We start from the raw sequence: 24,616 nt of genomic DNA, 5'->3' as shown, positions 1-24,616 counted from the left end.
GCGGATGGTCCCTATCCCGCCGGGAACGGTGACGCTCACCGACCGGCGGACAGAACGTAGCTGGACAGTCGACGTGCCCGCGTTCGAGCTAGGCGCGATCCCGGTCACTCAAGAACAATACGACGGCGGCGGAAATCTGCCCGCCGTTGAAGTGTCCTGGCTGGACGCGGTGCGGTTCTGCAACACACTGTCCGAACGCGACGGACTGCCGCCCGCGTACCTGATTGGCGATGAGGTGGAGTGGGACCGGTCCGCGGCTGGCTACCGTCTGCCTACGGAAGCCGAGTGGGAACACGCCTGTCGCGCGGGCACCGAGGGCCCGAGGTACGGCAACCTGGACGAAATCGCTTGGTATGAAGGGAACTCCGGCGGACGACTGCACCCGTCCGGTGAGAAACGTCCGAACGCCTGGGGTGCTTACGATTTGCTCGGCAACACCTGGGATTGGTGCTGGGACCTCTACGACCCGGCGGTCTACGGCGAGTACCGCGTCCTCAAGGGCGGCGGCTGGGCGGACGAGCATTGGAGCGTCCGAGTGTCGGTGCGCCGCCGGAGCCACCCGACATTCCGCGTGGACGACGTCGGCTTTCGGGTCGCACGGTCCAGTTAGGACTGTGCGGAGTCCCACCAGGACAGAATCCGGGTTCCGTACAGCGTCAGCCACTTCGACGGTTCCCCGGCCGGAACGTCGACCTCGAACCACATGTCGCCGCTCAGCCGTCCGTCCTGCAGCCAGGTTCCGTCCGGCTGCCGGGCGGCGCGAACCCGTTCCACCGCGTCCGCGAGGCGCGGGTCGGGCGGAATGTCGTCCACGATCGCCGCTTCACGGAAGTGTTCGACCGCATTGATCGCGCTGTAATGCCAACGCACCGGGTAGGCGAAGTGGTCCACCCACGGGGCCACTTGCTCGCCGGTCGAAAGCCGGTACAGCAGACGGCGTTCCAGCAGGTATTCCTCGCCGGCGCGGCGGGCGGCGTGCGTCGCGTCAGTGCCGCCGGTGGCGATGTCGTAAGCGAGCAAGCCTTTGACCGCGTTGATCGTCGAGTGGAAGGAGGAGCGCTTCGAGCCGTCGACCCATTCGCAGTTCCAGCCGCCGTCGGCAAGTTGATGTTCGGGGAACCACTCGGCGAGCCGGGAGACGTCGACGCCGAGCCAGCCGCCGTTCGCGAGCGTCCAGGCGTTGATGCAGACGTCGACCTCGCCGTCCCAATACGGCAAATCGTGGTATTCCCACCGGGAATTCTCGGCGATCAATTCGGCCGTGCGATTGGCGCGCAGCACCGCCGAATCCATGCCCCATTCGCGCAGCATGTTGAGCGACCAGGTGGTGGCCGTCCACGGCTGTCCGGCGTCCGGGCCCGGTTCGAATCGCGCCGGGAAGAACGCGCCGCCGGCCCACTGTCCGTCCGGATCCTGCCGCGCGAGGAGCTGTGCACCGAAGCCCTCGGTCGCGATCTTGTGCCGGGTGGCCGTCCAGACTTCGGGCGGCGCGTCCGCTAAGTCCCGTTCGACCTGCCAGCGCAGTGTCGGGTCTGAGTCGAGCAGCCATTTCAGCACGTCAGGACTTTATCCCGCCGGTCAAGCCCACGTCACGGAAAAGTCCGGGCAGCCCCGCGCGGCGGCGACCCGGGCCGCCTCCTCCTCGGCGGTCTCGCGGTCGGAACGGCGAAGCGGATCGAATTCGGTCAACGTGACCGTCAGCCGTTTGCCGGACGCTTTCATCCGCCAGGTGCCCATGATCTCGCCGTCGACCAATAGCGCGCCCGGGCTGCCGAGGATTTTCCACACCTCTTTCGCCCGCGCTTTGTCCGGAACGAGGACAGCTTTGTCGCGGCCCTGAGTGTACGGATCCAGCGGCGGCAACAGGCGTACCCCGGCAGCCGACGGCGGATTCTCCAACGCGGGCAACCGATCAGTCGGGATAAAGACCCGCCGACCGTCCACTTTGACCTCGGTGACCGCGGAAGGCCAAGTCTCGCTTACGCAAGTCTTTGCGGTGCCGAGGAAACCAGCCGAGTCACCCGACGTCGCGGGTCCGTTGAAACGCAAGTACTGCTCAATCACTCGCGAAACCGCCGCCGGAACCGGACGGGTGGACATGCGTCCGCGATCCTCCAACGGAGCGAGCGTCGCCGGAGATTGCCCGGCTTCGAGCCGGGCACCGCCATGCAGGGAAGCGAGCCGCATGAGCTGTTCGTGCACATGGGTCGCGTTGCAGCCGCGGCACCACCGGCTGAACGCGGGCGGCAACAGCTTCGTGATCTCCCCGCTCACGGCGCCCTTGGTCATCGGCTTGGTGACCACTTTGCGAATCGCCCGCGCGGTCGTGAAAATAATGTCCACCGGGGACACGTCAGCGGCCTGAATGTCCTTCTTCTGCCACAACATCCGGGCCAGCGCGTCCGGATCGTCGACCGGCACCAACGCGGACACCAGTTCCGGCAGATCCGTGCGCCGGTGGAAATGCGGCGCACCCCGGTGCGACCACACCAGGGCGAGCCGCTGATCGTCCACAAGAGACTCGGGCGTGACCGGCTCCGGCATCCGGGCGGTCAGCGAGAGCGCGGCGGTGTCGCGCATGCTGTCCTGCAGACCGAGGTCCAGCAGCGGCAGGTCGTACGGATCGGCGACGGAGCGGTGCAGCCCCTGCTCGGCGATCCGGTACGCCAACGCCTGCTTGCGCGACACCTCCAGCATCCCGGCCTCCTTCAGAGCGTGTAGTCGAAGGTGTACGACACGGTCGGCTCGCCCAGCACGCCGCGCACCGTTCCGGTGCCGGTGATGCCCGCCAGTTCGCCGGTCCCGGAGCCTGGCACGACCTCGAATTCCGAGCGGATGCTCTTCGGGTCGAAACCCCACTCCTGGCGGACCACGAACGTGCCGCGGCGGCCGTCGACAGTGCCCTCGAACCGGTCGTAGCCCGGCGACGTGGTCGCGCCGCCGTCGTAGCCCTCGCCCGGGTAGTACAGCAGGTAATCGCCGGTTGCCGCACCCTGGATCACGCCCGAATACTCCATCGCGGCGTGCACATACGCGACGCGGGGGCTGCCCTCCTCGCCGCTCGCCACGTGCTCTTCCCACTTCGTCATGCCAAACGTGTTCATGCCGCTTACCTAATCAGCCATACCTGCCATCTTGTGTCAGGTATTTCGGTCATACTTGCCGCATGCGTGCCGGCCGTTTGCTCACCGTGCTTCTCCTGCTGCAGAACCGCGGCCGGATGACCGCCGAGGAACTGGCCGCTGAGCTGGAGGTTTCGGTCCGGACGGTGTACCGGGACATCGACGCGCTGTCGGCCTCGGGCGTGCCGGTGTACGCGGACCGCGGCCGCAGCGGCGGCTACCAGCTCGTCGACGGCTACCGGACTCGGCTGACCGGCCTCAACGAGGACGAAGCCCAATCGCTGGCGTTGGCCGGGCTGCCGGTGGCGGCCGCGGAGCTGGGGCTCGGCACGGTGCTGGCGGCCGCGCAGCTGAAGCTTTACGCGGCGTTGCCGCAGGAACTGCGCAGCCGCGCCGGCCGCGTCGCGGAACGGTTCTACCTCGACGTTCCCGGCTGGCATCGCGGCATCGAAAGCCTGCCGACGCTGTCCGCGGTCGCCGACGCGGTGTGGGCCGCGCGGCGGATCCGCGTCCGGTACGAACGGTGGGGACAACGCGAGGTCGAGCGGGTGCTGGAGCCGCTCGGGCTGATCCTCAAAGCGGGCAACTGGTACCTCGCCGCCCGGTGCGAGGGGACCGATCGCACCTACCGGATTTCGCGCATCCGCGAGCTGACCGACCTCGGCGAGGAGTTCGAGCGACCGGCGGACTTCGACCTCGCCGGTTACTGGCGGGAGTGGTCCGAGCAGTTCGAACGCCGGATGTACCCCCGAAAGGCGACAGTGCGCCTCTCGCCGCGAGCCCAAGCTCTCGTACCGTTCTACGCGGGCAGTGTCGGCGCCCGGGCGCTTCGCGAGGCAGTCGCCGCCGGAGCGGAACCGGACGGCGACGGATGGTTGACGATGGAGCTGCCGGTCGAACCGGGAGAACCGGCGATCGGCGAACTGCTGCGGTTCGGGCCGCATTTGGAGGTGCTCGCGCCGGAGGACCTGCGGACGGAACTGGCGGGGGCGATCCGGGAGATGGGACAGGCGTATGGGTGAGCTGGACGGCGCGATAGTGCGGCGTGGCGCGGATTCGCGCGCGGTGTTCTGCTGGCTGCTCGGCGCATCTTCGCGGGAGGCGGGACAGGCGGATGGGTGAGCTGGGCCGGGCGACGGCGGGGCAGTGTTCGGGTGAGTTGTTGCGGCGTGGTGCGGAGATTTCGCTGGCGGTGTTCTGCTGGCTGCCCGGCACAACTTCGCCGGAGATGGGACAAGCGGATGGGTGAGCTGGACGGCGTGCGAATCGGCGTCACTGCCGAACGGCGCGCGGACGACCTGATCGGCGCGTTGGTCCGGCACGGTGCGGAAGTGCGGCACGCGCCGACGATCACGATCGTCCCGCTGGCCGACGATCCGGAACTGCGCCGAGGCACCGAAGCCGTCCTTGCCGCGCCTATCGACCTCACGGCGGTCACCACCGGAGCCGGGTTCCGCGGCTGGCTCGACGCCGCCGAAGGCTGGGGTCTTCGCGACGCACTGCTGGACGCACTGGCCGGGTCGCGCATCTTCGCGCGCGGGCCGAAAGCGGTTGGCGCGGTGCGTGGGGTCGGGCTGCGCGAGGAGTACTCCGCGCCCGGCGAGACCAACGACGAGTTGTTCGGCGCGCTCACCGAAGCTGGTGTCGACGGCGCGCGAGTCGCGTTGCAACTGCACGGCGCACCGCTGCCGGAGTTCACCGATCCGCTCGCCGCGGCCGGAGCGTCGGTGCTCGCCGTGCAGCCCTACCGCTGGCACACGCCGCCGAATCCGGAGCCGGTCTTCTCGTTGATCCACGAAGTGCTGTCCGGAGAACTGGCCGCGTTGGTGTTCACCAGCGCCCCGGCCGCGACGAACTTCCTGACTCTGGCGGACGAATCCGGCCGCGGCGCGGAGCTGCGCGAAACCCTGCGCGGCGGCACGGTCGTCTGCGCGTGCGTTGGTCCGGTGACCGCGGCGCCGTTGGAGGCAGCCGGAATCGACACGCTACAGCCGGAGCGTCAGCGGCTAGGCGCGTTGGTGAAGCTGGTGGTCGCGAAGCTCGGTTAGGACGCTTCGGCCTGCTGTCGGCCCGCGGCTTCTTCGCTGAGACCTTGCCGCCAGTAGCCGGTGAAGCAGATAGCGGTCTTGTCGAAGCCACGTTCGCGGACAAGGTGGCGCCGAACGAGCTTCACGACGCCTGCTTCGCCGGAGACCCACGCGTACGGCGTGCCGTTGGGCAACTCGGCTGCGCGTACGGCGTCGACGAGCGCTTCGCCGTGCGTACGCGCACCGCGGACCACCCAGTGCACCTCGACCGCACCGTTGGTCTCGAAGGTCTGTCGCTCCGCGCGGTCCGGGATCTCGACGTACACCGAAGCGCGCGTCGACTGCGGCAGCCGCTCAAGAATCCCACCGATCGCCGGCAGTGCTGTCTCGTCGCCGACCAGCAGCTGCCACGTCGTCCCGTCCGGCACGTCGTACAGCCCGTGCGGCCCGAGGAACGCGACCCGGCCGCCGACCTCCGCCTGCCCGGCCCACGTCGACGCCGGGCCGCCGCTCTCCTCGTGCAGCACGAAATCGACGTCCACCTCGCCGCTCTCCGGACGCGCCGCGCGCACCGTGTACGTCCGCATCGGCGGCCGGACGTCGTCAGGCATCGCGAGGTAGCGGCGATACCAGGACAGGACGTCGTCCTCGCCCGTCTCGGCGGGCGGCAGGTTCGGCTCCTCGTCGCCGGGGAGCGGGAAGAACACCTTCACGTACGCGTCCGGCGCCGCCGGGCCCGCCGCCGCGAGACCCGGGCAGTCGAACGTGATCCGAGCCATGTGCGGGGTGACCCGCCGGACCGCGGTGACCTTGCCGGGGTGATAGGTGAGGACGCTCATGAGGTGAGGCTAACCTAAAATTCGCGTGCCGGGCTATGGCTGGGGAGGATGGCGGACGCCACGTTTGTCCGGCTCGGGCGGTGCTCGGCCGCCATTGGCGATGCTGGCCGGGCCCGCGATGCGGAGGTCCGTGAAGGGCTCCTTGAGGGAATCAGATTCCCTCAAGGAGCCCTTCACGGACCTTGCCGGACGGGAGAGCCGCCTCGCCTGCCGAGTCGCGGCGTCGTGCGGAAGCTCTAGAACAGACCGGGCGGTTCGTCCTCGCCGGGTTCGTCCCCGTCTGGACGCCAGCGGTACTTCCGCAGGTCCACCTTCTCGCCGTCGGCCAGCACGCCCTCGGCGCGCAGCCGTTCCAGCTGTTCGTGGAGCAGATGCGGCGCGGGAGTCCCGTTGGCGCGGAGGATGCGGTGCCAGGGGAGGTCGTGGCCGTCCTCGGCGAGGGCGCGGCCGACCATGCGCGGAGAGGGAGCACCGGAGAGCGCTGCGACGTCGCCGTACGTCGCGACTGTCCCCGCGGGTACGTCGGCGATGACTGCGCGTATCCGCTCGTGCAGTTCGTCGTTCATGACCCGGCAGATGATAGTCCCGCCGAGGGGTGTGCCGGTGCGCCACCCGGGTGAGCGGGCATGGTTCCATCGCTGATGTGCACGTGCGGAGAGCAGGGAACGGGCAGGCGCGGCTGGTGCGCCCGCCGGTCCCCGTCGCACCCACGTTCACCTGGGACGAGGACGCTCGCCGGCTGCTGTCGGCGCCCTCGGGATTCCGCCGCGTGCTCGGCGGGCCGGGCACCGGCAAGACGGCGCTGCTCGCCACCGCCGCCGCGCGCCGGATCGCGGAGGGGGCCGATCCGGAGAGCGTGCTGCTGCTCACGACGTCCCGCCGGGCGGCGGACGCGCTGCGGGCCGACCTCACGCGGCGGCTCACCTCGGACCCGGACCAGGAGTCTCCGCTGCCGCGCACGGTGAGTGAACCGCTCGTGCGCACAGTGCATTCGTACGCGTTTTCCTTGCTGCGACTGGAAGCTCGCGCCGAGGAACTGCCGCCGCCGCGGTTGCTGGCCGGGGCGGAGCAGGACGTCGTCGTGCGCGAGCTGCTGGAGGGCGACCTGGAGGAGGGCGCGACCGGGTGGCCGGAGCAGTTGCGTCCGGCGTTGACCGTGCCGGGATTCGCCGAGGAGCTGCGCGACCTGCTGATGCGGGCGGCTGAGCGCGGGCTCGGTCCGGAGGATCTGACCGAACTCGGACACCGCCAGGACCGCGAGGAGTGGGTCGCCGCGGGGCACTTCTGGGCGCAGTACGAGGAGGTCACCCAGCTGCAGGGGGCTGGCGGAAACGCGCTCGGCCTGCCTGCCGCGCCCGCGCTCGACGCCGCTGAGCTGGTGACGTCGGCGTTGCTCGCGCTGGAGGACGACGAGGAACTGCGCGAGCGAGAGCGAGGCCGGGTCCGGCATTTGTTCGTGGACGACGCGCATCACCTGGATCCGTTGCAGGTCCAGCTGATCCGCACGATCGGGCACACCGCGGAGGAATTCGTGGTGGCTGGCGATCCGGATCAGTCAGTGTTTTCTTTCCGCGGCGCGGACCCGAAACTGTTCGCCGATTCCGACAATGACGGCGACCGGACCGTCATGCTCACCACGTCGCACCGGCTCGCCCCGACGGTGCGGGTGGCGGTCGCGAAGCTCGGTGCCACGTTGCCGGGTGCCTCGGCGCATCGGAAGTTGGTTACGCCGCAAGGGAAACGCGGCGGCAAAGTGCGGGTTCGGCTGATGCCGACTCCGGCGGCGGAGGCCAGCTGGATCGCTGACCAGCTCCGTCGCGCACATCTCGTCGACGGCGTGCCCTGGTCGGAGATGGCCGTGCTGGTGCGGTCTCCGACGCGAACTTTCCTTGTGTTGCAACGTGCCTTGCGTGCCGCTGGAGTGCCGATCGGATCGGCCACTGAGGAATTGCCGTTGGCGAAGCATTCCGCGGTACGGCCGCTGCTGGCGGTGTTGCGGATCGCGGCGGAACCGGAGTTGCTGGACGTCGATATCGCGGAGATACTGCTGTCGTCGTCGCTTGGCGGGGCCGATCCGTTGGCGTTGCGGCGGTTGCGGCGTGGTCTTCGTCGGCTGGAGTTGGCTGGCGGCGGACAGCGGTCGAGTGACGAACTGCTCGTGGAAGCGTTGCGGGGCGGGGACATTCTCGTCGGTCTCGCTGACAACGAAGCGCTGCCGGTCCGTCGGGTCGGCAATCTGCTGAGCGTCACGCACCAGGCGGTGAGCCGTGGTGACGGTGTCGAACAGGTGCTGTGGGAGCTGTGGCAGGCGAGCGGGCTGCAGGAACGGTTGCTGCGGTTGGTGGATCGCGGTGGTTCGCTGGGTGCGCAGGCTGACCGTGACCTGGACGCTGTGGTGGCGTTGTTCGATTCGGCGGGCCGGTACGCCGACCGGTTGCCCAAGGCGAGTGTCGCGGCGTTCGCGGATTACCTGTCGTCGCAGAACATCGCGGGGGACACGCTCGCTCCGGCAGCCATTCCGGGCGAAGGGGTTTCGTTGCTCACCGCGCACGCGTCGGCGGGTCGCGAGTGGACAGTCGTCGCGGTCGCCGGAGTGCAGGAGGGCGCGTGGCCCGATATGCGGCTGCGCGGATCGTTGCTGGGCGTGGAACGTCTGGTCGACCTGCTGTCCGGAGTGGACGAACACGACAAGGTGTCCGCGATCGCGCCGATTCTCGCCGAGGAACGGCGGCTGTTCTACCTCGCGGCGAGCCGGGCGCGCAGGACGCTGCTGGTGACCGCAGTGGCCGGGGAAGACGAGCAGCCGTCCCGATTCCTCGACGACCTTGAGGAGAACGGCGCGGACGACGGCATGCTCGACTCGCGAATGAAGCCGCCGGGCCGGTCGCTCGTGCTGGCCGAATTGGTCGGCGAGCTGCGCGAGGTCGTGTGCGACGACAAGGCCGATCCGGAGCGCCGGAAGCGGGCGGCGAAGCAACTGGCCCGGCTGGCTGCGGCCGGGGTTCCGGGGGCGCATCCGGACACCTGGTACGGGTTGATGGAAGCGTCCACAGAGGATCCGGTGCACGGGCCGGGCGATCTGATGCGGATCTCGCCGTCCACGGTGGAAATCCTGGTGAAGTGCCCGCTGCGCTGGCTCATCGAACGGCACGGCGGCAGCGACCCGGCGCAACTGGCGGCGGTTACCGGAACTCTCGTGCACGGTTTGGCGCAGGCGATCGCGGGCGGCAGCACCGAAGAGCAGATCCAGGCCGCGCTGGAAGAAGCATGGGTGCGCGTGGACGCTGGCGCGCCGTGGTTTTCCCGGCGCGAACGGTCCCGTGTGGAGCAAATGCTGCGCAACTTCGTGTCGTGGCTGGAGATGTCGCGCAAGGAGCTGATCGAGGCCGGTGTCGAGCAGGACATCGAGGTCGAGTTGCCGATGGGCGACGAAGAGGTGCGCGTGCTGCTTCGCGGACGCGTCGACCGGGTCGAAATGGACAAAGACGGCCGCCCGGTGATCGTGGACATCAAGACCGGCAAGGTCCCGGTGTCCGGTACGGACGCGGAAAAGCACCCGCAGCTTGCGGCTTATCAGCTGGCGGTGCTGCTGGGTGCGGTCGAGGGCAAGAACACGCCCGGTGGCGCGAAGCTCGTGTACGTCGCGAAAGGGAACAACAAAACCGGGGCTACCCAACGGGATCAGCCGCCGATGGACGAGGACAGCGGACGCGAGTGGCTGGAACTCGTGCGGTCCGCCGCGGCTGCCGCGGTCGGTCCGGACTATCAGGCGCACGAGAACGCCGACTGCGACCGGTGCCCGGCGCGCGGTTGCTGCCCGCTGCGGCCGGAAGGCCGCCAGGTGACCGGACCGTGAGCCCGGTAGTGCTCGCCAACCCCGTCGGGCCCGCGGAAATCGCCGACGCACTGGGATTGCACCGCCCGACGCCCGAGCAGGCGACCGTGATCGCGTCGCCGGTCGAGCCGTCGCTGGTCGTCGCGGGCGCGGGCGCGGGGAAGACCGAAACCATGGCCGCGCGCGTGGTCTGGTTGGTGGCCAACGGAATCGTGAGCCCGGAGCGAGTGCTCGGCCTGACCTTCACCCGGAAAGCCGCGCGTCAACTCGGCGAGCGGGTGCGGGCGCGGCTGCGTCGGCTCGCTGGATCGGGCCTGCTGGAGCGGATCGACCCGTCGGGCGCGTTGCGGTCCACAGTGGTCGCGGGCGAACCGACGGTGCTGACTTATCACGCGTATGCCGGACGGTTGTTGTCGGAACACGGTTTGCGGCTTCCGGTGCAGCCTGGCGTCCGGTTGTTGTCGGAGACTTCGTCGTGGCAGCTGGCGCATCGGGTGGTGTCCACTTGGGACAATGACCTGGACACGGACCGGGTGCCGCCGACCGTCACCGCGCAGCTGCTCGCGCTGGCCGGTGAACTTGGCGAGCATTTGATCTCGACGGAGAAGCTCGCGCGGTACACCGAGTGGCTCTGCGAGGTCATCGAAAACGCTCCGCGCGCTAAAGGCCAGCGTGCGTCGCTGCCGGTGAAGCTGCAGGAAGTGCTGGCCGCGCAACGGTTTCGACTCGCGTTGCTGCCGTTGGTCGAGGATTACCACCGGCGCAAACGGGCGGAAGGCGCGCTTGACTTCGCGGACCAGATGTCGCTGGCCGCGCAGCTCGCGGACGGCTATCCGGCGGTGATCACCGGGGAGCGCGAGCGTTATGGGGCCGTGCTGCTGGACGAGTATCAGGACACTGGGCACGCCCAGCGAGTGTTGCTGCGGTCATTGTTCGGCGGCGTTGACCATCCGCCGATGCCGGTCACCGCGGTCGGTGACCCCGCGCAGGCGATTTACGGCTGGCGCGGCGCGAGCGCGGCGAACCTGCCCCGCTTTACCACGGACTTCCCCCGGCGCGGCGAGGAACGACTCGAAACCGCGCACGAATTCGGTCTGCTCACGAGCTTCCGCAATCCGCCGGAAATTCTGGAACTAGCCAACGCGATCTCGGAACCGTTGCGGCAGCGCGGACTTGGCGTCGAACGGCTGCGCGCGCGCGACGGTGCCGGTCCGGCGGACATCGCGGTCGCGTTGCTGCCGGATGTGCGCGCGGAACGCGAATGGGTCGCCGACGCGATGGCGCAGCGCTGGCACGCGGAGAAGGAGGAATCCGGTAAGCCGCCGACCGCTGCGGTGCTGGTGCGTCGGCGGGCGGACATGGCGCCGATTGCGGCGGAAATGCGGATGCGCGGGCTGCAGGTAGAGGTCGTGGGGCTTGGCGGATTGCTGGACGAGCCCGAGGTCGCCGACCTCGTGTCCACACTGCGGGTGCTCGCGGATCCGCTCGCGGGCAGCGCGGCCGCGCGGCTGCTGACCGGTGCGCGCTGGCGGATCGCGGCGGCGGACGTCGCGGCGTTGTGGCGGCGGGCCAACGAACTCACCTCGCCCGAGCCGCGCGCGCAGGAGGGCGAGGAACCCGAGCTGGTCGCCGAACGCGCGGAGCAGGCCGGGCTGATCGACGCCGTCGACGAACCCGGCGCTCCCGAGCGTTATTCCGCGGAGGGGTATCGCCGAATTCGCCGTATCGGCGCGGAATTGACCGCGTTGCGTCGTCGGCTGGATCAGTCGTTGCCGGAATTGGTGGCGGATGTCGAACGCACGATGCTGTTGGATGTCGAATCACTCGCTCGGCCGGGATCGGCGGGCCGCGCGCATCTGGACGCGTTCGCTGAGGTCGTCACTGACTACGCGGAAACCGCACCGACTGCGACCCTGTTGTCCTTTGTGGACTATCTAAACACCGCGGCACATGCGGAAGACGGCCTCACTCCCGGTGAGGTGCAGGTAGTTCCGGATCGCGTGCAGGTGCTGACTGTGCACTCCGCCAAGGGGCTGGAGTGGGAAGTGGTGGCTATCCCGCATTTGGTCGCTGAGGTGTTCCCGGGCAAGCGTCGTTCGTCGTCGTGGCTGCGCACTTCCACTGCGCTGCCCGCACATTTGCGCGGTGACGCGGCGGACTTGCCGAAACTGCAGGTTGCGGAAGGCTACGACCGCAAGGAAGTGCAGGAAGCGCTGGAACTGCACGAGGAAGGTTTCGTCGCGCGCGAAGCCGATGAGGAGCGACGGTTGTGTTACGTCGCGCTGACCCGCTCTGAGCGGGCACTGCTCGTTTCCGGGCATTGGTGGAACGAAAGCAGCACGCGGGCTAAAGGGCCGTCGATCTTCCTGTCCGAGATCGCCGAGGTGATGGGCGAGTCCGATCCGCCGCTGGGCGTGGTGGATGCCTGGGCGGAGGAACCGGAGGAGGGCGAGGAAAACCCGCTGGTCGCGGACTCGCGGACGGCGAAGTGGCCGGTGGATCCGCTGGGCGACCGGCGGTCCGGCGTGGCCACTGGGGTGGATCTGCTGCTGGCGGAAATGGCCACCCTGGAAGAAGAACCCGAGCCGGAGCCTGAATCAGAACCTCTCCCCGCGGCCGACGACGACGAAATCCCGCTGCCGCCGGAACCCGAGGACGAAGAAGAGTACCTGCCAGACGACTTCGAAGACGACGAAGACGTCATCGACCCGGAAGACCCGGACGGCTGGACCGCCGACACCGACGTCCTCCTCGCCGAACGCGCCCGCTCACAGTCCACAGTGGATCGAGTTGCTTTGCCAGCGCAGCTGAGCGTGAGTCAGCTGGTGGACCTGGCGTCCGATGCGGACGCTCTCGCGCAACGCCTGCGCCGACCGCTTCCGTTGCCGCCCAACACGTTTGCCCGCCGCGGTACCGCGTTCCACAGCTGGCTGGAACAACGCTTCTCCGGCGACCGCCTGCTGGAGATCGACGACCTCCCCGGCGCGGCAGACGTCGGCGAGGCCCCGGACACGGATTTCGAAGTCCTGCAAGAAGCTTTCGAGAACAGCGAATGGGCCGACCGAGTCCCAGCAGCCGTCGAAGTGCCGTTCTCCGCGGACGTCGAAGGCATCACCCTGCGCGGCCGGATGGACGCGGTGTACGCGGATCCCGACGGCGGCTGGACAGTGGTGGACTGGAAAACTGGCTCCGTCCCGTCCGAAGAACGGTTGCCAGCATTGGCCGTTCAGCTCGGCGCGTACCGATTGGCGTGGGCGGCGCTGAAGAAAGTCCCAGTGGAACGAGTACGCGCGGCGTTCCATTATGTCCGACCTGGACACACGCTGCGCCCGGCAGATCTGCTGGACGCGGAAGGCCTGCGTGCCTTGCTGCGCAACGTTCCGCGGGAGTAAGAGCTAGGCCCGATCGCGCACGGTCAACGCCCAGTTCACCAATGGCCACTGCATCGGCAACCGCAGCCACGCCACCGCACGGTCCCGTGCCGGACGGCCGCGCCGCTGACAGTCCAGCGCCATTTTCACGTTCCCCGGGAAAACTCCGACGAACAGCAGCGCCGCCGCCAGCCCGCCCAGCCGACGCGTGCGCGGCAAGGCGATCCCGGCGGCGACGGTCAGCTCGGCGACGCCCGAGGCGTAGGTCCAGGTGCGCCGGTCACCGGGCAATTCCTTCGGGACCAGCGCGTCGAACTGCTTTGGCCGGGCGAAGTGCATGATCCCCGCCCCGGCCAGGAGAGCAGCGAGAAAATGGGCCGGACGTTGCGACGCGCGGGGCTCGGACATGCGGCAAGCCTGCCACAGCATGATCGCCGCGACGGGTGTGCGGGTGCTCCGATTGGGTTATCCTCCCGCCTGTGAGTGACGCCGAACGCGCGCGGGGAGCCGGTGCATGAAGGCCTTGAAACGGCTGCCCCTGAACGTCCGGTTGAACGACCGGCCCGACCACGAACTCGTCGGCGTGATCCGGATGCCGGAGCTGACCGTCAGCCCGATGCGGGCGATCGTCAAGCGGATCATCGGCGCGCTGCTGGCGCTGCTTGCCACGGTGCTGATCGTTTACCTCGACCGGGACGGCTACCGCGACGCGAACGGCGACGGCCTCTCGCTCCTCGACTCGCTCTATTACGCGACAGTTTCCCTCTCGACCACCGGCTACGGCGACATCGCCCCGGCCACCGCGTCCGCGCGCCTGGTGAACGTCATCGTGATCACGCCGCTGCGGGTGCTCTTCCTCATCGTCCTCGTCGGGACCACCCTGGAAGTGCTCACCGAGCGCTCCCGGCAGGCGTTCAAAATCCAGAAGTGGAGGACGAAGGTGCGTGACCACACCGTCGTCGTCGGTTTCGGCACGAAGGGCCGCTCGGCGGTCAACGCGCTGCTCGGCGACGAGGAGGTGCAGGCCAACCGCGTGGTGGTCGTCGACACCGACCAGCAGGCGCTGGACGCGGCGAGCGCGCTCGGCCTCGTGACCGTGCACGGATCGGCGACCCGGGCGGACGTCCTGCGCGTCGCGGGCGTACAGCACGCGCGCGCCGTAGTGGTCGCGCCGAACCGCGACGACACGGCGGTGCTGGTCACCCTCACCGCGCGTGAACTGGCCCCGAAGGCGCACATCGTGGCGTCGGTGCGCGAGGCGGAGAACGTGCACCTGCTGAAGCAGTCCGGGGCGAACCAGGTCGTGGTGTCGAGCGAGACGGCCGGGCGGTTGCTCGGGATGGCGACATCCACTCCGCTTGTAGTGGACATGGTCGAGGACCTGCTGACGCCGGAATCCGGCCTGGCGATCGCCGAACGCGCCATCGAACCGAGCGAGGAAGGCGGCTCGCCCCGGCACCTGCCGGACATCGTGCTCGGAGTAGTGCGGGACGGGGTGCTGTACCGGGTGGACGCTCCGCAGGCGGACGCGCTGGAGCCGGGGGACCGGCTGCTGTACGTCAAGAAGGTCACTCAGGTCGACCACATCGAACGCTGAGGTTCGCTTGGTTCGGACTGGTTCCGGGGCCTCTCGCGCCCGTCAACGGGCCTGGCGCGCGCGATGCGCGCGATGCTCGCGATGCCGAGGTCCGTGAGGGGAACCCTGACGGAATCTGATTCCCTCAGGGTTCCCCTCACGGACTTTCGCGGGAACGGAGCCACACAGCCCCGTCTCGCCAGCTTCCGGGCCAGGCCGGTCGGCGGGTGCGGTGATGGGTGCGATGGCACACGCGGCCTCGGGCGGGGTCCCCCGCGCGCGGGCACCTCACTGGGTTTTGCCCCCGGCATCTGGAAGCATGGCGTCGTGCAGGTTTCCGACCCTCCGCATAAGAGCCCCGTCAAACGGTGGCTGCAGGTGGGCATCCCGGTCGCGGTCGGGGTGCTCGTCGTGGTCTTGGCGTGGCTCGCCGGCCCGGGGCTGCTCGGCATCCAGGTGAAGTCCCCCGGTGCGCCGGTGGACGCCCAGATCACCAAGGCGGTCGACTGTTCGGTGCCGGGAGCGGCCGAATCGGTCTCGTTCCAGCTCGGCGGCAAACCGCGGCAGGGCACCCTCGACAGCTGCGGGCACGGCAAGGACGAGCACCTCCAGGTGCTGGTCCCGGACGACGCCCCGGACAACGGCGTCGTCTCAGTCACCACACCGGACACCTCGGCGGGTTCGCAGGACCTGCGCGCGCCGATCGCGCTCGCGTTGCTGGTGTTCGCCTGCTTCTGCGGCGGGATGTACGCCTACCTGGTGATCCGCGGTTCGGGCAAGCTCGCGCTGCTCAGCTGACGCGCACGACCCGCCGCGGTCCCGCTGACCGGACCACTGCGGCCGTACCGCCAGAAACCTCACCGGATGCGGTCGCGCTGCGGAACCACTACGGCCGCAGCGCCAATCCGTGCCAGAATTCAGCCAGGCAGGCCGAACCACGACGGACGTAGTGCCGATATTGCATTGAACGCGGCAGTGATACGCAAACCACTGCAACCGTAGTGCCGGCCCAACCGTTCTCGGCGAACCACTACGAACGCAGTGGCGACCAGCTCAGCTGACGTCCGCAGCAGAGGCGGCGAAGGTGTTGCAGTTCGCGATCCGGTTGTCCTTCGCCCCGGCCCGCCACCACTGCGCGTAATGCGCGTTGGTGCCGTGGTCGTGGCTGTGGGAAGTGTTGTCCCCGCGGGTTTCCTGGTCGTTCCAGGCCTTGTTGTACATGTCGCGGGTGATCGTGCCGCCGCGGTCGACGTGCGCGCCCAGGAACATTCCGGAGAAGCACTGCGCCTGTAGTTCTTTGCGGCGCGACATGTCGAGGCCCTCGGGGCTGTTCTGGCCGGCCGCGTAGATCTTCTGCCACGCGGCGTCCATGATGCCCGCGACTTCCTGCACGTGGTGGCCGTACTCGTGGGCGAAAAGCGCCAGGTAAACGCCGGGGTTGTTGCCGTACTGGTCGGTCTGCAGGCCCTTGAACGGGACATACAGGTTGTTCTCGCAGTAGTACGCCGCGGTGGCGATGCCGACCTGGATGGTGCCGCATTCGGTGTCGAAGCTCGGGCCGGTCGGAAAGTGCAGCGCGGGCGGCGTGAACGGCAGGTTGTAGGACTCGAGGAACGGGCCCCACGCCGCGTCGAGGCATTTGCTCGCCGCGGTGAAGAACGCTTCCGCGCCGTCCTGCGTGCTCGTCCACGGCGGCAGGTTGCAGGCGAGGTTTTGGAGGCCGGCATTGCGGTCCTGCAGGATCGGGTGGTCGGCCAGCTTGAGGATCTTGTGCGGGCCCGCGCTGACGGAGGTGCTCGGGCTTTCCGACGGGCTGGACGGCGCACTCGAAGCAGTGGACGAGCCGCTGGTCGGAGGCAGTTCGTAGGCGGACGACGGCGTCGGCGGCGCGGCCTGGTAGCCCGCGTTGTTCGGCCCCGACCCGCGGTTCAGGGAAACGATCGCGACGACGCCCAGCGCCAGCACCGCGACCGCGCCCAGGCAGAGCCCGACGATCAGACCGGTCGGTTTGCGCGGCGGCACCGGATAGGACGGCGGCGGCTGCTGCCACGGCGGACCCTGCGGCGGCGGACCCTGATACGGCGGCTGCTGTCCCTGGTACGGCGCCTGTCCCGGCTGGGCCTGGTACGGACCTTGCGCCTGACCCGGGTACTGGCCCGGCGGCACCGGTCCTTGACCCGGCACCGGCGGCGGTTGAACGGTCCCGCGTGGCGGCACCTGGCCGTAGGGCGGTTGCGTCATCAGGGCAGTCCCGGTGGGTCTCGGCGCGGGCCGGGCGTCCCCCGGCTTGCCGTTCAGCATATCGGGGGACGCCCGGCCCGCCGCAGCACTTCGCCGGACTGGCTCCTCGTCCGGACGTCCCCCCAGGTCTGGCCGGGTGCGGACGGCTCTGGAAGAGTGACGGCAGCAACCGCAGGGTCGTGCAGACGAGGGGCTCCGATGACAAATTCACCCGGTTCGCCCGGGCCGGGGGACGACACGCCAACGCCGAGCCGGGGCTTCGCGAGCCCCGACCCGGACGCGTCCGCCGCCACTCCGCAGGAGACCGGCGAAACGGACACCTCGTCCTCGCCCTCCGGTTCCGGCGCCGGAATTTCGTCGCCCGGCAGCGAAAACGCCGCTTCGTCCGGAGCGACTTCGCCTGCCGGGGGAAGCCAGACCGGCGCGAATCCGTCGTCTGCCAGCGAAAACCCGGCTGGCGCGGCATCGCGGCCGACCGGAGGAAGTCCGGCAAGCGCGTCTCCGGCTGGCGCGACGCCGCCGCAGGGCTGGGAAAGCCCGGCTGGCGCGACGCCGCAGTCGAGCGGGGCAAACCCGGCAGGCGCGACGCCGCAGCAGGGCAGCGGGACCTCGCCCGGGGTGTCCTCGTCTCCCGGCGGCGAGAACCCGGCTGGCACCACTCCGGCGCAGCCCGGCGCGTTCCCGCCGCCAGGTGCTACCCCGCCTCCGGCAGGCGGCTGGCAATCCCCAGGCCAGCAATCCCCAGGCCAGCAATCCCCGGGCCAGCAACCGCTTCCGCAGTACCCCGGCGGCGGCCACGGCCGTCCCGGCCCGGGCTGGAGCCCGAACGGACTGGGCAAACCGGGCGTGATCGCGTTGCGCCCGTTGAACGTCGGCGACATCCTCGACGGCGCGATCACCGCGATCCGCCGGTATCCGTTGCTGATCCTCGGGGTGGCCGCGGTCGTCGCGGTGATCTCGGCGGGGCTGAACCTCGTCGTGTCGCTGTGGCTGGTGCCCGATTTCAACCGGGTCGCCCAGCTCGGCCCGGCCGCGACGCAGCAACAGCAGCTCGACGCGCTCTACAGCGTCCTGGGCTCCACGCTCACCGCGCTGCTGCCGACGCTCGTGATCTCCATGCTGGCGCAGACTTTCCTCACCGGCTTCCTCACCGTGGTGATGGGCAAGGCGGTGCTCGGCCGTCCGGTCGACTTCGGTTCGGCGATGCGCGAAGCCGCGCCGCGCCTGCTGCCGCTGCTGGCCGTCACCATCCTTTACACGCTGGCCACGATCGTCGCCGCGGCGTTCTGCCTGCTTCCCGCCGTGCTGCCGTATGTGTTCTGGTCGCTCGCCGGTCCCGCGCTGGTGCTGGAACGCGGCACGATCGGACAGGCGTTCACGCGGTCGCGGCAGCTCGTGTCGGGGATGTTCTGGCGGGTGTTCGGGATTCTGCTGCTGGCGGCCGTGATCAGCTGGCTGATCTCGGCGATCGTCAGCGTTCCGTTCAGCCTCGGCTCGGGCGCGTTCAGCGGCCTCTTCAACCCGCAGGCGACAATCCCGAAGGTGACGACCGGCGGCCTGGTGCTGCAGTCGGTGGGCAAGGTGATTGCGGAGACGATCGTCATGCCGTTCACCGCGCTGGTCACCGTGGTGCTCTACATCGACCAGCGGATGCGCCGCGAGGGCATGGACATCGAATTGGCCAGGGCGGCGGGCATCCAGCCGCCGAAACCGCCGCAGCAGGCGTGGTGATCGGTTTTCTCGCCGACGTCCCGGTCGACATCGACCGGGACCCCGCCCGGCTGCGGGCGGTCCAGGAACTGACCGACCCGGGTTACGCGGCCGCGCAGCCCGGTGCGCTCGAACAGTTCTGGCAATGGCTCGGGCGGATGATCGCCAAGCTGTTCAACGCGTTGTCCGGGGTGCCCGGCGGACCACTCGGCCTGCTTCTGGTGCTGGCGTTGCTGATCGTGCTGATCGTGGTCGTGCGGCTGCGGGTGGGCAAGGTCGGCCGGTCCGCGAAGACGGCAGGCGAGGTGTTCAGCGGACGGCGGAAAACCGCGGACGAGTACCGGAAAGCCGCCGAGGAAGCCGCTGCTCGCGGTGATTTCGCCGACGCGGTGCGCGATCGGTTCCGCGCGCTCGTGCGGGGGATGGAAGAGCGCGCGCTGCTCGACGCCCGTTCCGGCCGGACCGCGGACGAAGCCGTTGCCGAAGCCGGGCGGTTCCTGCCGGACCTGGCGGTTGAACTCACGGCCGCCGCGCGGCAGTTCGACGACGTGCACTACGGCGGGCGGCCGGGCACCGAAGCCGGTTACCGCACTTTGTCCGAATTGGACGAACGCGTCCGTCGTGCCCGACCGGTTTTGGCGGACGCATGAGCACAGCCGTTTCGCCGGATCTGCGCCGAATCTGGCGTGGTGTCAGGGTTCCGCTCGCGCTTCTCCTGCTGATCGTGATCGTCGCGATCGCCATCGTGCTCAGCCTCGGCAAGCAGACCAGCGGCGAATTCGATCCCGGCTCCTACGAACCACGCGGCAGCCACGCTCTCGCGCATTTGCTGGAGCAGGAAGGCGTCCAGATCCGCGCCGTGCATACGCTCGCCGAGGCACGCGAGGCCGCCGACAGTGGAACTCTGCTGATCACTAACCCGCAATTGGTGCCCAAGGACGGGTTGGCCGACCTGCGACGCCGGGTCGCGCACCTCGTGCTCGTCGCGCCTGGATCGAATGCGCTGGGCATGACTGCGCCGACAGTTTCCCCGGCGGGCGAGGGAGATGTCCGTACGCTGCAACCGGGTTGCACGGTCGGCGCGGCGGTCAGCGCAGGTTCGGTCACGCTCGGCGGACGGCATTACAGCACCGACGACAAGACGGCGCGTACCTGCTACCGCGACGGTGCCGAACCGAGTTTCGTGCAGCTGGCGGACCGGACTGGCACCGTGACTGTGCTAGGCGCCGCGGACGCGTTCACCAACGACCAGATCGCCAAGGAAGGCAACGCCTCGTTCAGCATGCGGTTGCTGGGCGATCACCGGCAGCTGGTCTGGTATGTACCGTCCACAGAGGACCCCGGGCTGGCCGGCGAGAAGAAGCCGTTCGTCGACCTGATCCCGCCCGGCTGGCGATACGGTGCGCTGACCGCGGGAATCGCGATCGTGCTTTTCGCGCTGTGGCGTGCGCGGCGGCTCGGGCCGGTGGTGCGCGAACCGCTGCCGGTGGTCGTGCGGTCGGCGGAAACGGCGGAGGGCCGGGCCCGGCTGTACCGGCGGGGCGGCGCGAGCGGGCACGCGGCGGAAACCTTGCGCGAGGCGGCCAGGACGCGGCTGCGGAAGAGACTGGGATTGCCGCGCGACGCCGGCCCGCCCGCGGTGGTGGAGACGGTGAGCGCGCGGACCGGCCAGGCGCCGAACGAGGTCGGGGCGGTGCTGTACGGCCCGTCGCCGTCCGACGAGGCGGCGCTGGTGCGGCTGGCTGACGAACTGGACGCGGTGGAACGAGAGGTGGAGCGTTCTTGAGTACCGAACAGATGCAGGACGCGCGGGCGGCCCTGATCGCATTGCGCACCGAGGTCGGGAAGGCCGTGGTCGGCAACGACGCGGCCGTCACCGGGCTCATCCTCGCGCTGCTCTGCCGGGGGCACGTGCTGCTGGAGGGCGTGCCGGGCGTCGCGAAGACGTTGCTGGTGCGCGCTTTGGCGGCGTCGCTGGACCTGAAGACGACGCGCGTGCAGTTCACGCCGGACCTGATGCCGGGCGACGTCACCGGGTCCATTGTGTACGACGCGCACAGCGGCGAGTTCTCCTTCCGCGAGGGCCCGGTGTTCACGAATCTGCTGCTGGCGGACGAAATCAACCGGACGCCGCCGAAGACGCAGTCGTCGCTGCTGGAGGCGATGGAGGAGCGGCAGGTGTCGATCGACGGCACCTCGCGTCCGCTGCCGGATCCGTTCGTGGTGGTCGCTACGCAGAACCCGGTGGAGTACGAGGGCACCTATCCGTTGCCCGAGGCCCAGCTGGACCGGTTCCTGTTGAAGCTGACCATGCTGGCACCGTCGCGTGAGGACGAGATTGGCATTCTTTGGCGGCACGCGCAGGGTTTCGACCCGCGCAACCTCGCTGCGGCAGGCGTGCGCCCGGTCGCTGGGGCGGCGGAGCTTGCTGCTGCGCGGGAGGCGGTCGCGAAGGTGACCGTTGGGCCGGAAGTGATCGGCTACGTCGTCGACCTTTGCCGTGCTACCCGGGAACTCCCGGCGGTGCGCATCGGCGTTTCTCCGCGTGGCGCAACGGCTTTGCTCGCCGTCACGCGCGCGTGGGCCTGGCTGTCCGGCCGGGATTACGCGACGCCCGACGACGTCAAGGCGCTCGCCCGGCCCGCGCTCCGGCATCGCCTCGACGTGCGGCCCGAAGCCGAACTCGAAGGCGTGACCGCGGACGGCGTCCTCGACCGCGTGCTGGCCTCCGTGCCGGTGCCGCGCTAAATGGCGATCACCGGGCGGCTCGGGCTGCTGGCGCTCTTAGGGGCGCTGGTGGTCGGGCTGCTGTTCCCGTCCGGCACCGGCGTCGCGATTGCGGTCGCGGTGCTGCTCGTGCTGGTCGTCGTGGACCTCGTCCTGGCCGGGAGTGTGCGGGCGCTGCGGTTTTCGCGCAGCGGCACCACTTCCGTCCGGCTCGGGGAGCCCGCCGAGGTCACGCTGACCGTGACGAATCCCGGCGGGCGCACCGTCCGCGGTTCGCTGCGCGACGCCTGGCCGCCGAGCGCCGGTGCCGATGACCGGCATCCGCTGGCCGTTCCGTCCGGCGAACGGCGTGCGTTGACGACCACGCTGCTCCCGACCCGTCGTGGTGACCGCCTCGCCGCGCGGGTAACCGTGCGCTCGGTGGGGCCGTTGGGGTTGGCCGCGCGGCAGGGTTCGCACGAGGTGCCGTGGAGCGTTCGGGTGCTGCCGCCGTTCCACAGCCGCAAGCATCTGCCTTCGCGACTGGCTCGGTTGCAGCAGCTGGACGGTCGCAATGCGGTGTTGATTCGGGGCCAGGGAACGGAATTCGACTCTCTGCGCGAGTACGTCATCGGCGACGATGTCCGGTCGATCGACTGGCGCGCGACGGCCCGCGCGTCGGATGTGATGGTGCGGACGTGGCGTCCGGAACGCGACCGGCAGGTGGTTTTGGTGCTGGACACCGGCCGCGTCTCGGCCGGACGGGTCGGTGACGCGCCACGGTTGGACGCGGCGATGGATGCGGCGCTTTTGCTGGCCGCGCTGGCTTCCCGGGCCGGGGACCGGGTGGATCTGGTGGCTTACGACCGTCGGGTGCGGGCTTCGGTTCCGAATGCTTCGACGCCGTCCTTGGTGAACGCCCTTGCCACGATCGAACCGTCGCTGGTGGAGACGGACGCGCGGGGGATGGTGGCGGAAGTGCTGCGACGGACGCGTCGGCGGGCTTTGGTGGTGTTGTTGACCGGGCTGGAACCGGCGCCGTTGGAGGAGGGATTGTTCCCGGTGCTGGGGTCGTTGACGGCTCGGCATGAAGTGCTGGTCGCTTCGGTGGCGGACCCTCGGGTGGCGGAGATGGCGGCCTCGCGAGGGTCGGCGGAGGCGGTTTATGACGCTGCCGCGGCGGAGCGGGCGTTGGCTGACCGGGAGTCGTCGACGGCGCGGTTGACCAAGCACGGAGTGGGCGTGGTGGACGCGGTTCCGGAGGACCTCCCGCCCGCCCTCGCCGACCGCTACCTAGCCCTCAAGGCGGCGGGCCGGTTGTAGGTCCGTGAGGGGAACCCTGAGGGACTCTGAGTCCCTCAGGGTTCCCCTCACGGACTTCTCGCCTAGCAGGGTCAGCCAGCTTCGGGGAGGGCGTCTCCGGCGGCCCGGCGGTCCACGTCGCCGGTCTCCCCGTCCCGCGCGGCTCGCCGCCCCAGCGTGAACACGTACGTCAGGAACAGCAGCTCCACCACCGCCCCGATGCCGATTCGCAGCCACGTCGGCCAGCCCGACGGCGTCACGAACGCCTCGATCACGCCCGACACCAGCAGCACGCACGCCAGCCCCAGCGCGATCACCACCACCGAGCGGCCCTGCTCGGCCAGCGCGGCGCTTCGCGAACGCCGTCCCGGGTCCACCGCGGTCCAGCCGAGTTTCAGACCGGTCCCGGCTGCGATGAACACCGCCGTCAGTTCCAGCAGGCCGTGCGGGAGCAGCAGTCCCAGCAGGACATCGCCGCGGCCGGCTGAGGACATCAGCCCGATCGCGATCCCGGCGTTCAGGGAGTTCATCCACAGCGCGGCGATCACCGGCAAGCCGAGCGCGACGCCCAGGAACAGGCACGTCGCCGCCACCCACGCGTTGTTCGTCCACACCTTCGCCGCGAAGGACGCCGCCGGGCCGGTCGAGTAGTACGTCTCGTACTGGCCGCCTGGTGCGGTCATCGCGTGTACCTCGTCCGGCGACACCAGCGAAGCGCGCACCTCCGGGTCGCCCGCGATCCACACGGCCAGCACCGCCATCACCGCGACCGACAGCAGCGCCGCCGGGATCCACCAGCGGCGGCTCAGGTACACCGCGGCCGGGAATCGGCGGGTGAAGAACAGGCCGACCTCGCGCCACGCCGGGCTGTGCGAACCGGCTACCGCCGAACGGCCGCGGGCCACCAGCGCCGACAGCCTCGCCAGGAGGGCCGGGTCGGGTGCGGTCGAGCGCATCATCGACAGATGCGTCGCGGCGCGTTGATACAGCGTGACCAGCTCGTCTGCCTCCTGGCCGGTCAGCCTGCGCCGCCCGGCGAGGTCGCCGAGCCTGCTCCATTCAGCGCTGTGCGCCGCGACGAACACATCGACGTCCACCGGCCACCTCCCTCGCTCGCCAGGATAGTGCCACCGGCGCACGCGTCGGCGCTCTACGCTGGCCTCGTGCAGGAAGAGTCCGATCTCGTCACCGGTGAGGCCGTCGTCCTCGACCTGCGGGTGGCGAAGCTCGCCAGCCGCGCGGTCGCGATGCTGCTCGACGTCCTCGTCCAGGCCGCGTTGCTGCTGCTGGTCTTCGTCGCGCTGATGCTGACCGCCGGGTCGTTCGACTCGGCGCTCACCCTCGCGCTGATGCTGACCCTGTTCGTGCTGGTCGTCATCGGCTACCCGGTGCTGTTCGAAACGCTCAGCCGCGGCCGTTCGCTCGGCAAACTCGCGCTCGGCCTGCGCGTGGTGCGCCTCGACGGCGGCCCGATCAGCTTCCGGCACGCGCTGACCCGCGGGCTCGCCGGTTTCTTCGTCGACTTCTGGGCGCTCGGCTTCCTCGGCGCGGTGGCCGTCATCGTGTCGCTGACGTCGTCGAACGGCCGCCGCGTCGGCGACTACCTCGCGGGCACCCTGGTGATCCGCGAACGCGTGCCGCAGTCCGCGCAGGCGATTCTCATGGTCCCGCCGGGCCTGGAAGCGTGGGCCGCGCACTTCGACCTCAGCGGCCTCACCGACGACCTCGCCATGGCCGCCCGCCAGTACCTCGGCCGCTACCACGAGCTGCGCCCGGAAGCGGCCGCGTCGCTCGGCTTCGGCTTGGCCCAGCAGATTTCGGCGGCGATCGGCGTGCCGCTGCCGCACGGGATGCCGCCGTGGGTCTTCCTCACCGCGGTGCTCGCCG

At 69.6% G+C, this 24,616-nt stretch carries 21 protein-coding genes; 13 read left to right on the top strand and 8 right to left on the bottom strand.

Features of this window, described 5'->3' with window-relative positions; genetic code table 11:
• Positions 1 to 4 precede the first annotated feature (4 nt).
• On the top strand, positions 5 to 610 hold the full coding sequence (locus D0D37_RS20545; protein WP_425266960.1) for a formylglycine-generating enzyme family protein: 606 nt from the start codon (positions 5 to 7) through the stop codon (positions 608 to 610).
• Here the strand turns inward: D0D37_RS20545 and D0D37_RS20540 are convergent.
• Genes D0D37_RS20540 through D0D37_RS20530 form a run of 3 tightly spaced genes read right to left on the bottom strand, consistent with a single transcriptional unit; the run spans position 607 to position 3,104 of the window.
• Complete coding sequence (locus D0D37_RS20540; RefSeq protein ID WP_116202178.1) at positions 607 to 1,557, bottom strand: squalene cyclase; 951 nt, start codon at positions 1,555 to 1,557, stop codon at positions 607 to 609. The two genes, D0D37_RS20545 and D0D37_RS20540, sit on opposite strands and share 4 nt — an antisense overlap.
• 21 nt (positions 1,558 to 1,578) lie before the next feature.
• Positions 1,579 to 2,697, bottom strand: coding sequence for a winged helix DNA-binding domain-containing protein (locus D0D37_RS20535; protein WP_116202177.1), 1,119 nt, complete (start codon positions 2,695 to 2,697; stop codon positions 1,579 to 1,581).
• A gap of 11 nt (positions 2,698 to 2,708) precedes the next feature.
• Complete coding sequence (locus D0D37_RS20530) at positions 2,709 to 3,104, bottom strand: DUF3224 domain-containing protein (protein ID WP_116202176.1); 396 nt, start codon at positions 3,102 to 3,104, stop codon at positions 2,709 to 2,711.
• Between the two features lie 62 nt (positions 3,105 to 3,166).
• Here D0D37_RS20530 and D0D37_RS20525 point away from each other — a divergent pair, with 62 nt between their 5' ends.
• Together D0D37_RS20525 and D0D37_RS20520 are read left to right on the top strand one after the other, a co-directional pair.
• Positions 3,167 to 4,144, top strand: coding sequence for a helix-turn-helix transcriptional regulator (locus D0D37_RS20525; RefSeq protein WP_116202175.1), 978 nt, complete (start codon positions 3,167 to 3,169; stop codon positions 4,142 to 4,144).
• Positions 4,145 to 4,363: 219 nt separating this feature from the next.
• A complete protein-coding gene (locus D0D37_RS20520; protein WP_116202174.1) occupies positions 4,364 to 5,170 on the top strand; it encodes a uroporphyrinogen-III synthase in 807 nt (268 codons plus the stop codon).
• Here the strand turns inward: D0D37_RS20520 and D0D37_RS20515 are convergent.
• Positions 5,167 to 5,988, bottom strand: coding sequence for a siderophore-interacting protein (locus D0D37_RS20515; RefSeq protein WP_116202173.1), 822 nt, complete (start codon positions 5,986 to 5,988; stop codon positions 5,167 to 5,169). The genes D0D37_RS20520 and D0D37_RS20515 overlap by 4 nt on opposite strands.
• A gap of 236 nt (positions 5,989 to 6,224) precedes the next feature.
• Positions 6,225 to 6,554, bottom strand: coding sequence for an MGMT family protein (locus D0D37_RS20510; RefSeq protein ID WP_067585909.1), 330 nt, complete (start codon positions 6,552 to 6,554; stop codon positions 6,225 to 6,227).
• A gap of 116 nt (positions 6,555 to 6,670) precedes the next feature.
• Between D0D37_RS20510 and D0D37_RS20505 the strand changes: the two genes are divergently transcribed.
• Complete coding sequence (locus D0D37_RS20505; protein ID WP_116202172.1) at positions 6,671 to 9,844, top strand: ATP-dependent helicase; 3,174 nt, start codon at positions 6,671 to 6,673, stop codon at positions 9,842 to 9,844.
• On the top strand, positions 9,841 to 13,215 hold the full coding sequence (locus D0D37_RS20500; RefSeq protein ID WP_116202206.1) for an ATP-dependent helicase: 3,375 nt from the start codon (positions 9,841 to 9,843) through the stop codon (positions 13,213 to 13,215). Before D0D37_RS20505 ends, D0D37_RS20500 begins: the two co-directional genes overlap by 4 nt.
• A gap of 3 nt (positions 13,216 to 13,218) precedes the next feature.
• On the opposite strand, the gene D0D37_RS20495 is transcribed toward D0D37_RS20500, so the two are convergent.
• Positions 13,219 to 13,602 (bottom strand): DoxX family protein, encoded by a 384-nt coding sequence (locus D0D37_RS20495; RefSeq protein ID WP_116202171.1) that lies wholly within the window; start codon positions 13,600 to 13,602, stop codon positions 13,219 to 13,221.
• A gap of 106 nt (positions 13,603 to 13,708) precedes the next feature.
• On the opposite strand from D0D37_RS20495, the gene D0D37_RS20490 reads away from it, so the two are divergent.
• Positions 13,709 to 14,791 (top strand): potassium channel family protein, encoded by a 1,083-nt coding sequence (locus D0D37_RS20490; RefSeq protein ID WP_116202170.1) that lies wholly within the window; start codon positions 13,709 to 13,711, stop codon positions 14,789 to 14,791.
• 357 nt (positions 14,792 to 15,148) lie between these two features.
• Positions 15,149 to 15,568: a hypothetical protein gene (locus tag D0D37_RS20485; RefSeq protein ID WP_116202205.1), complete on the top strand. Its 420-nt coding sequence runs from the start codon at positions 15,149 to 15,151 to the stop codon at positions 15,566 to 15,568.
• 255 nt (positions 15,569 to 15,823) lie between these two features.
• On the opposite strand, the gene D0D37_RS20480 is transcribed toward D0D37_RS20485, so the two are convergent.
• Positions 15,824 to 17,011, bottom strand: a complete 1,188-nt coding sequence (locus D0D37_RS20480; protein ID WP_244223589.1) for a neutral zinc metallopeptidase — start codon at positions 17,009 to 17,011, stop codon at positions 15,824 to 15,826.
• 198 nt (positions 17,012 to 17,209) lie between these two features.
• Between D0D37_RS20480 and D0D37_RS48020 the strand changes: the two genes are divergently transcribed.
• The 5 genes from D0D37_RS48020 to D0D37_RS20455 are packed head-to-tail and all read left to right on the top strand — an operon-like array spanning position 17,210 to position 22,750.
• On the top strand, positions 17,210 to 18,742 hold the full coding sequence (locus tag D0D37_RS48020) for a hypothetical protein (RefSeq protein ID WP_244223588.1): 1,533 nt from the start codon (positions 17,210 to 17,212) through the stop codon (positions 18,740 to 18,742).
• The gene (locus D0D37_RS20470; protein WP_116202169.1) at positions 18,736 to 19,371 is read left to right on the top strand and encodes a DUF4129 domain-containing protein; all 636 of its coding nucleotides are present in this window, start codon (positions 18,736 to 18,738) and stop codon (positions 19,369 to 19,371) included. The genes D0D37_RS48020 and D0D37_RS20470 overlap by 7 nt, the downstream gene beginning before the upstream one ends.
• Entirely contained in the window at positions 19,368 to 20,507 is a 1,140-nt protein-coding gene (locus D0D37_RS20465) for a DUF4350 domain-containing protein (RefSeq protein ID WP_116202168.1), read from the top strand. Before D0D37_RS20470 ends, D0D37_RS20465 begins: the two co-directional genes overlap by 4 nt.
• An 11-nt stretch (positions 20,508 to 20,518) precedes the next feature.
• Positions 20,519 to 21,469 carry an AAA family ATPase gene (locus D0D37_RS20460; RefSeq protein WP_116202167.1) on the top strand — a complete coding sequence of 317 codons (951 nt, stop codon included), beginning with the start codon at positions 20,519 to 20,521 and terminating at the stop codon, positions 21,467 to 21,469.
• Positions 21,470 to 22,750 carry a DUF58 domain-containing protein gene (locus D0D37_RS20455; protein WP_116202166.1) on the top strand — a complete coding sequence of 427 codons (1,281 nt, stop codon included), beginning with the start codon at positions 21,470 to 21,472 and terminating at the stop codon, positions 22,748 to 22,750.
• Positions 22,751 to 22,821: 71 nt separating this feature from the next.
• Here the strand turns inward: D0D37_RS20455 and D0D37_RS20450 are convergent, their stop codons facing one another.
• Complete coding sequence (locus tag D0D37_RS20450) at positions 22,822 to 23,826, bottom strand: stage II sporulation protein M (protein WP_116202165.1); 1,005 nt, start codon at positions 23,824 to 23,826, stop codon at positions 22,822 to 22,824.
• Positions 23,827 to 23,892: 66 nt separating this feature from the next.
• On the opposite strand from D0D37_RS20450, the gene D0D37_RS20445 reads away from it, so the two are divergent.
• Positions 23,893 to 24,616 (top strand): RDD family protein (locus D0D37_RS20445; protein ID WP_162834351.1); only part of this gene is annotated, 724 nt, incomplete at its 3' end.

It is taken from the genome of Amycolatopsis circi, assembly GCF_003385235.1.
Classification (GTDB): Bacteria; Actinomycetota; Actinomycetes; order Mycobacteriales; family Pseudonocardiaceae; genus Amycolatopsis; species Amycolatopsis circi.
Note: the sequence above shows the minus strand (reverse complement) of the source record. Positions and strands in the feature narration are given on the sequence as shown.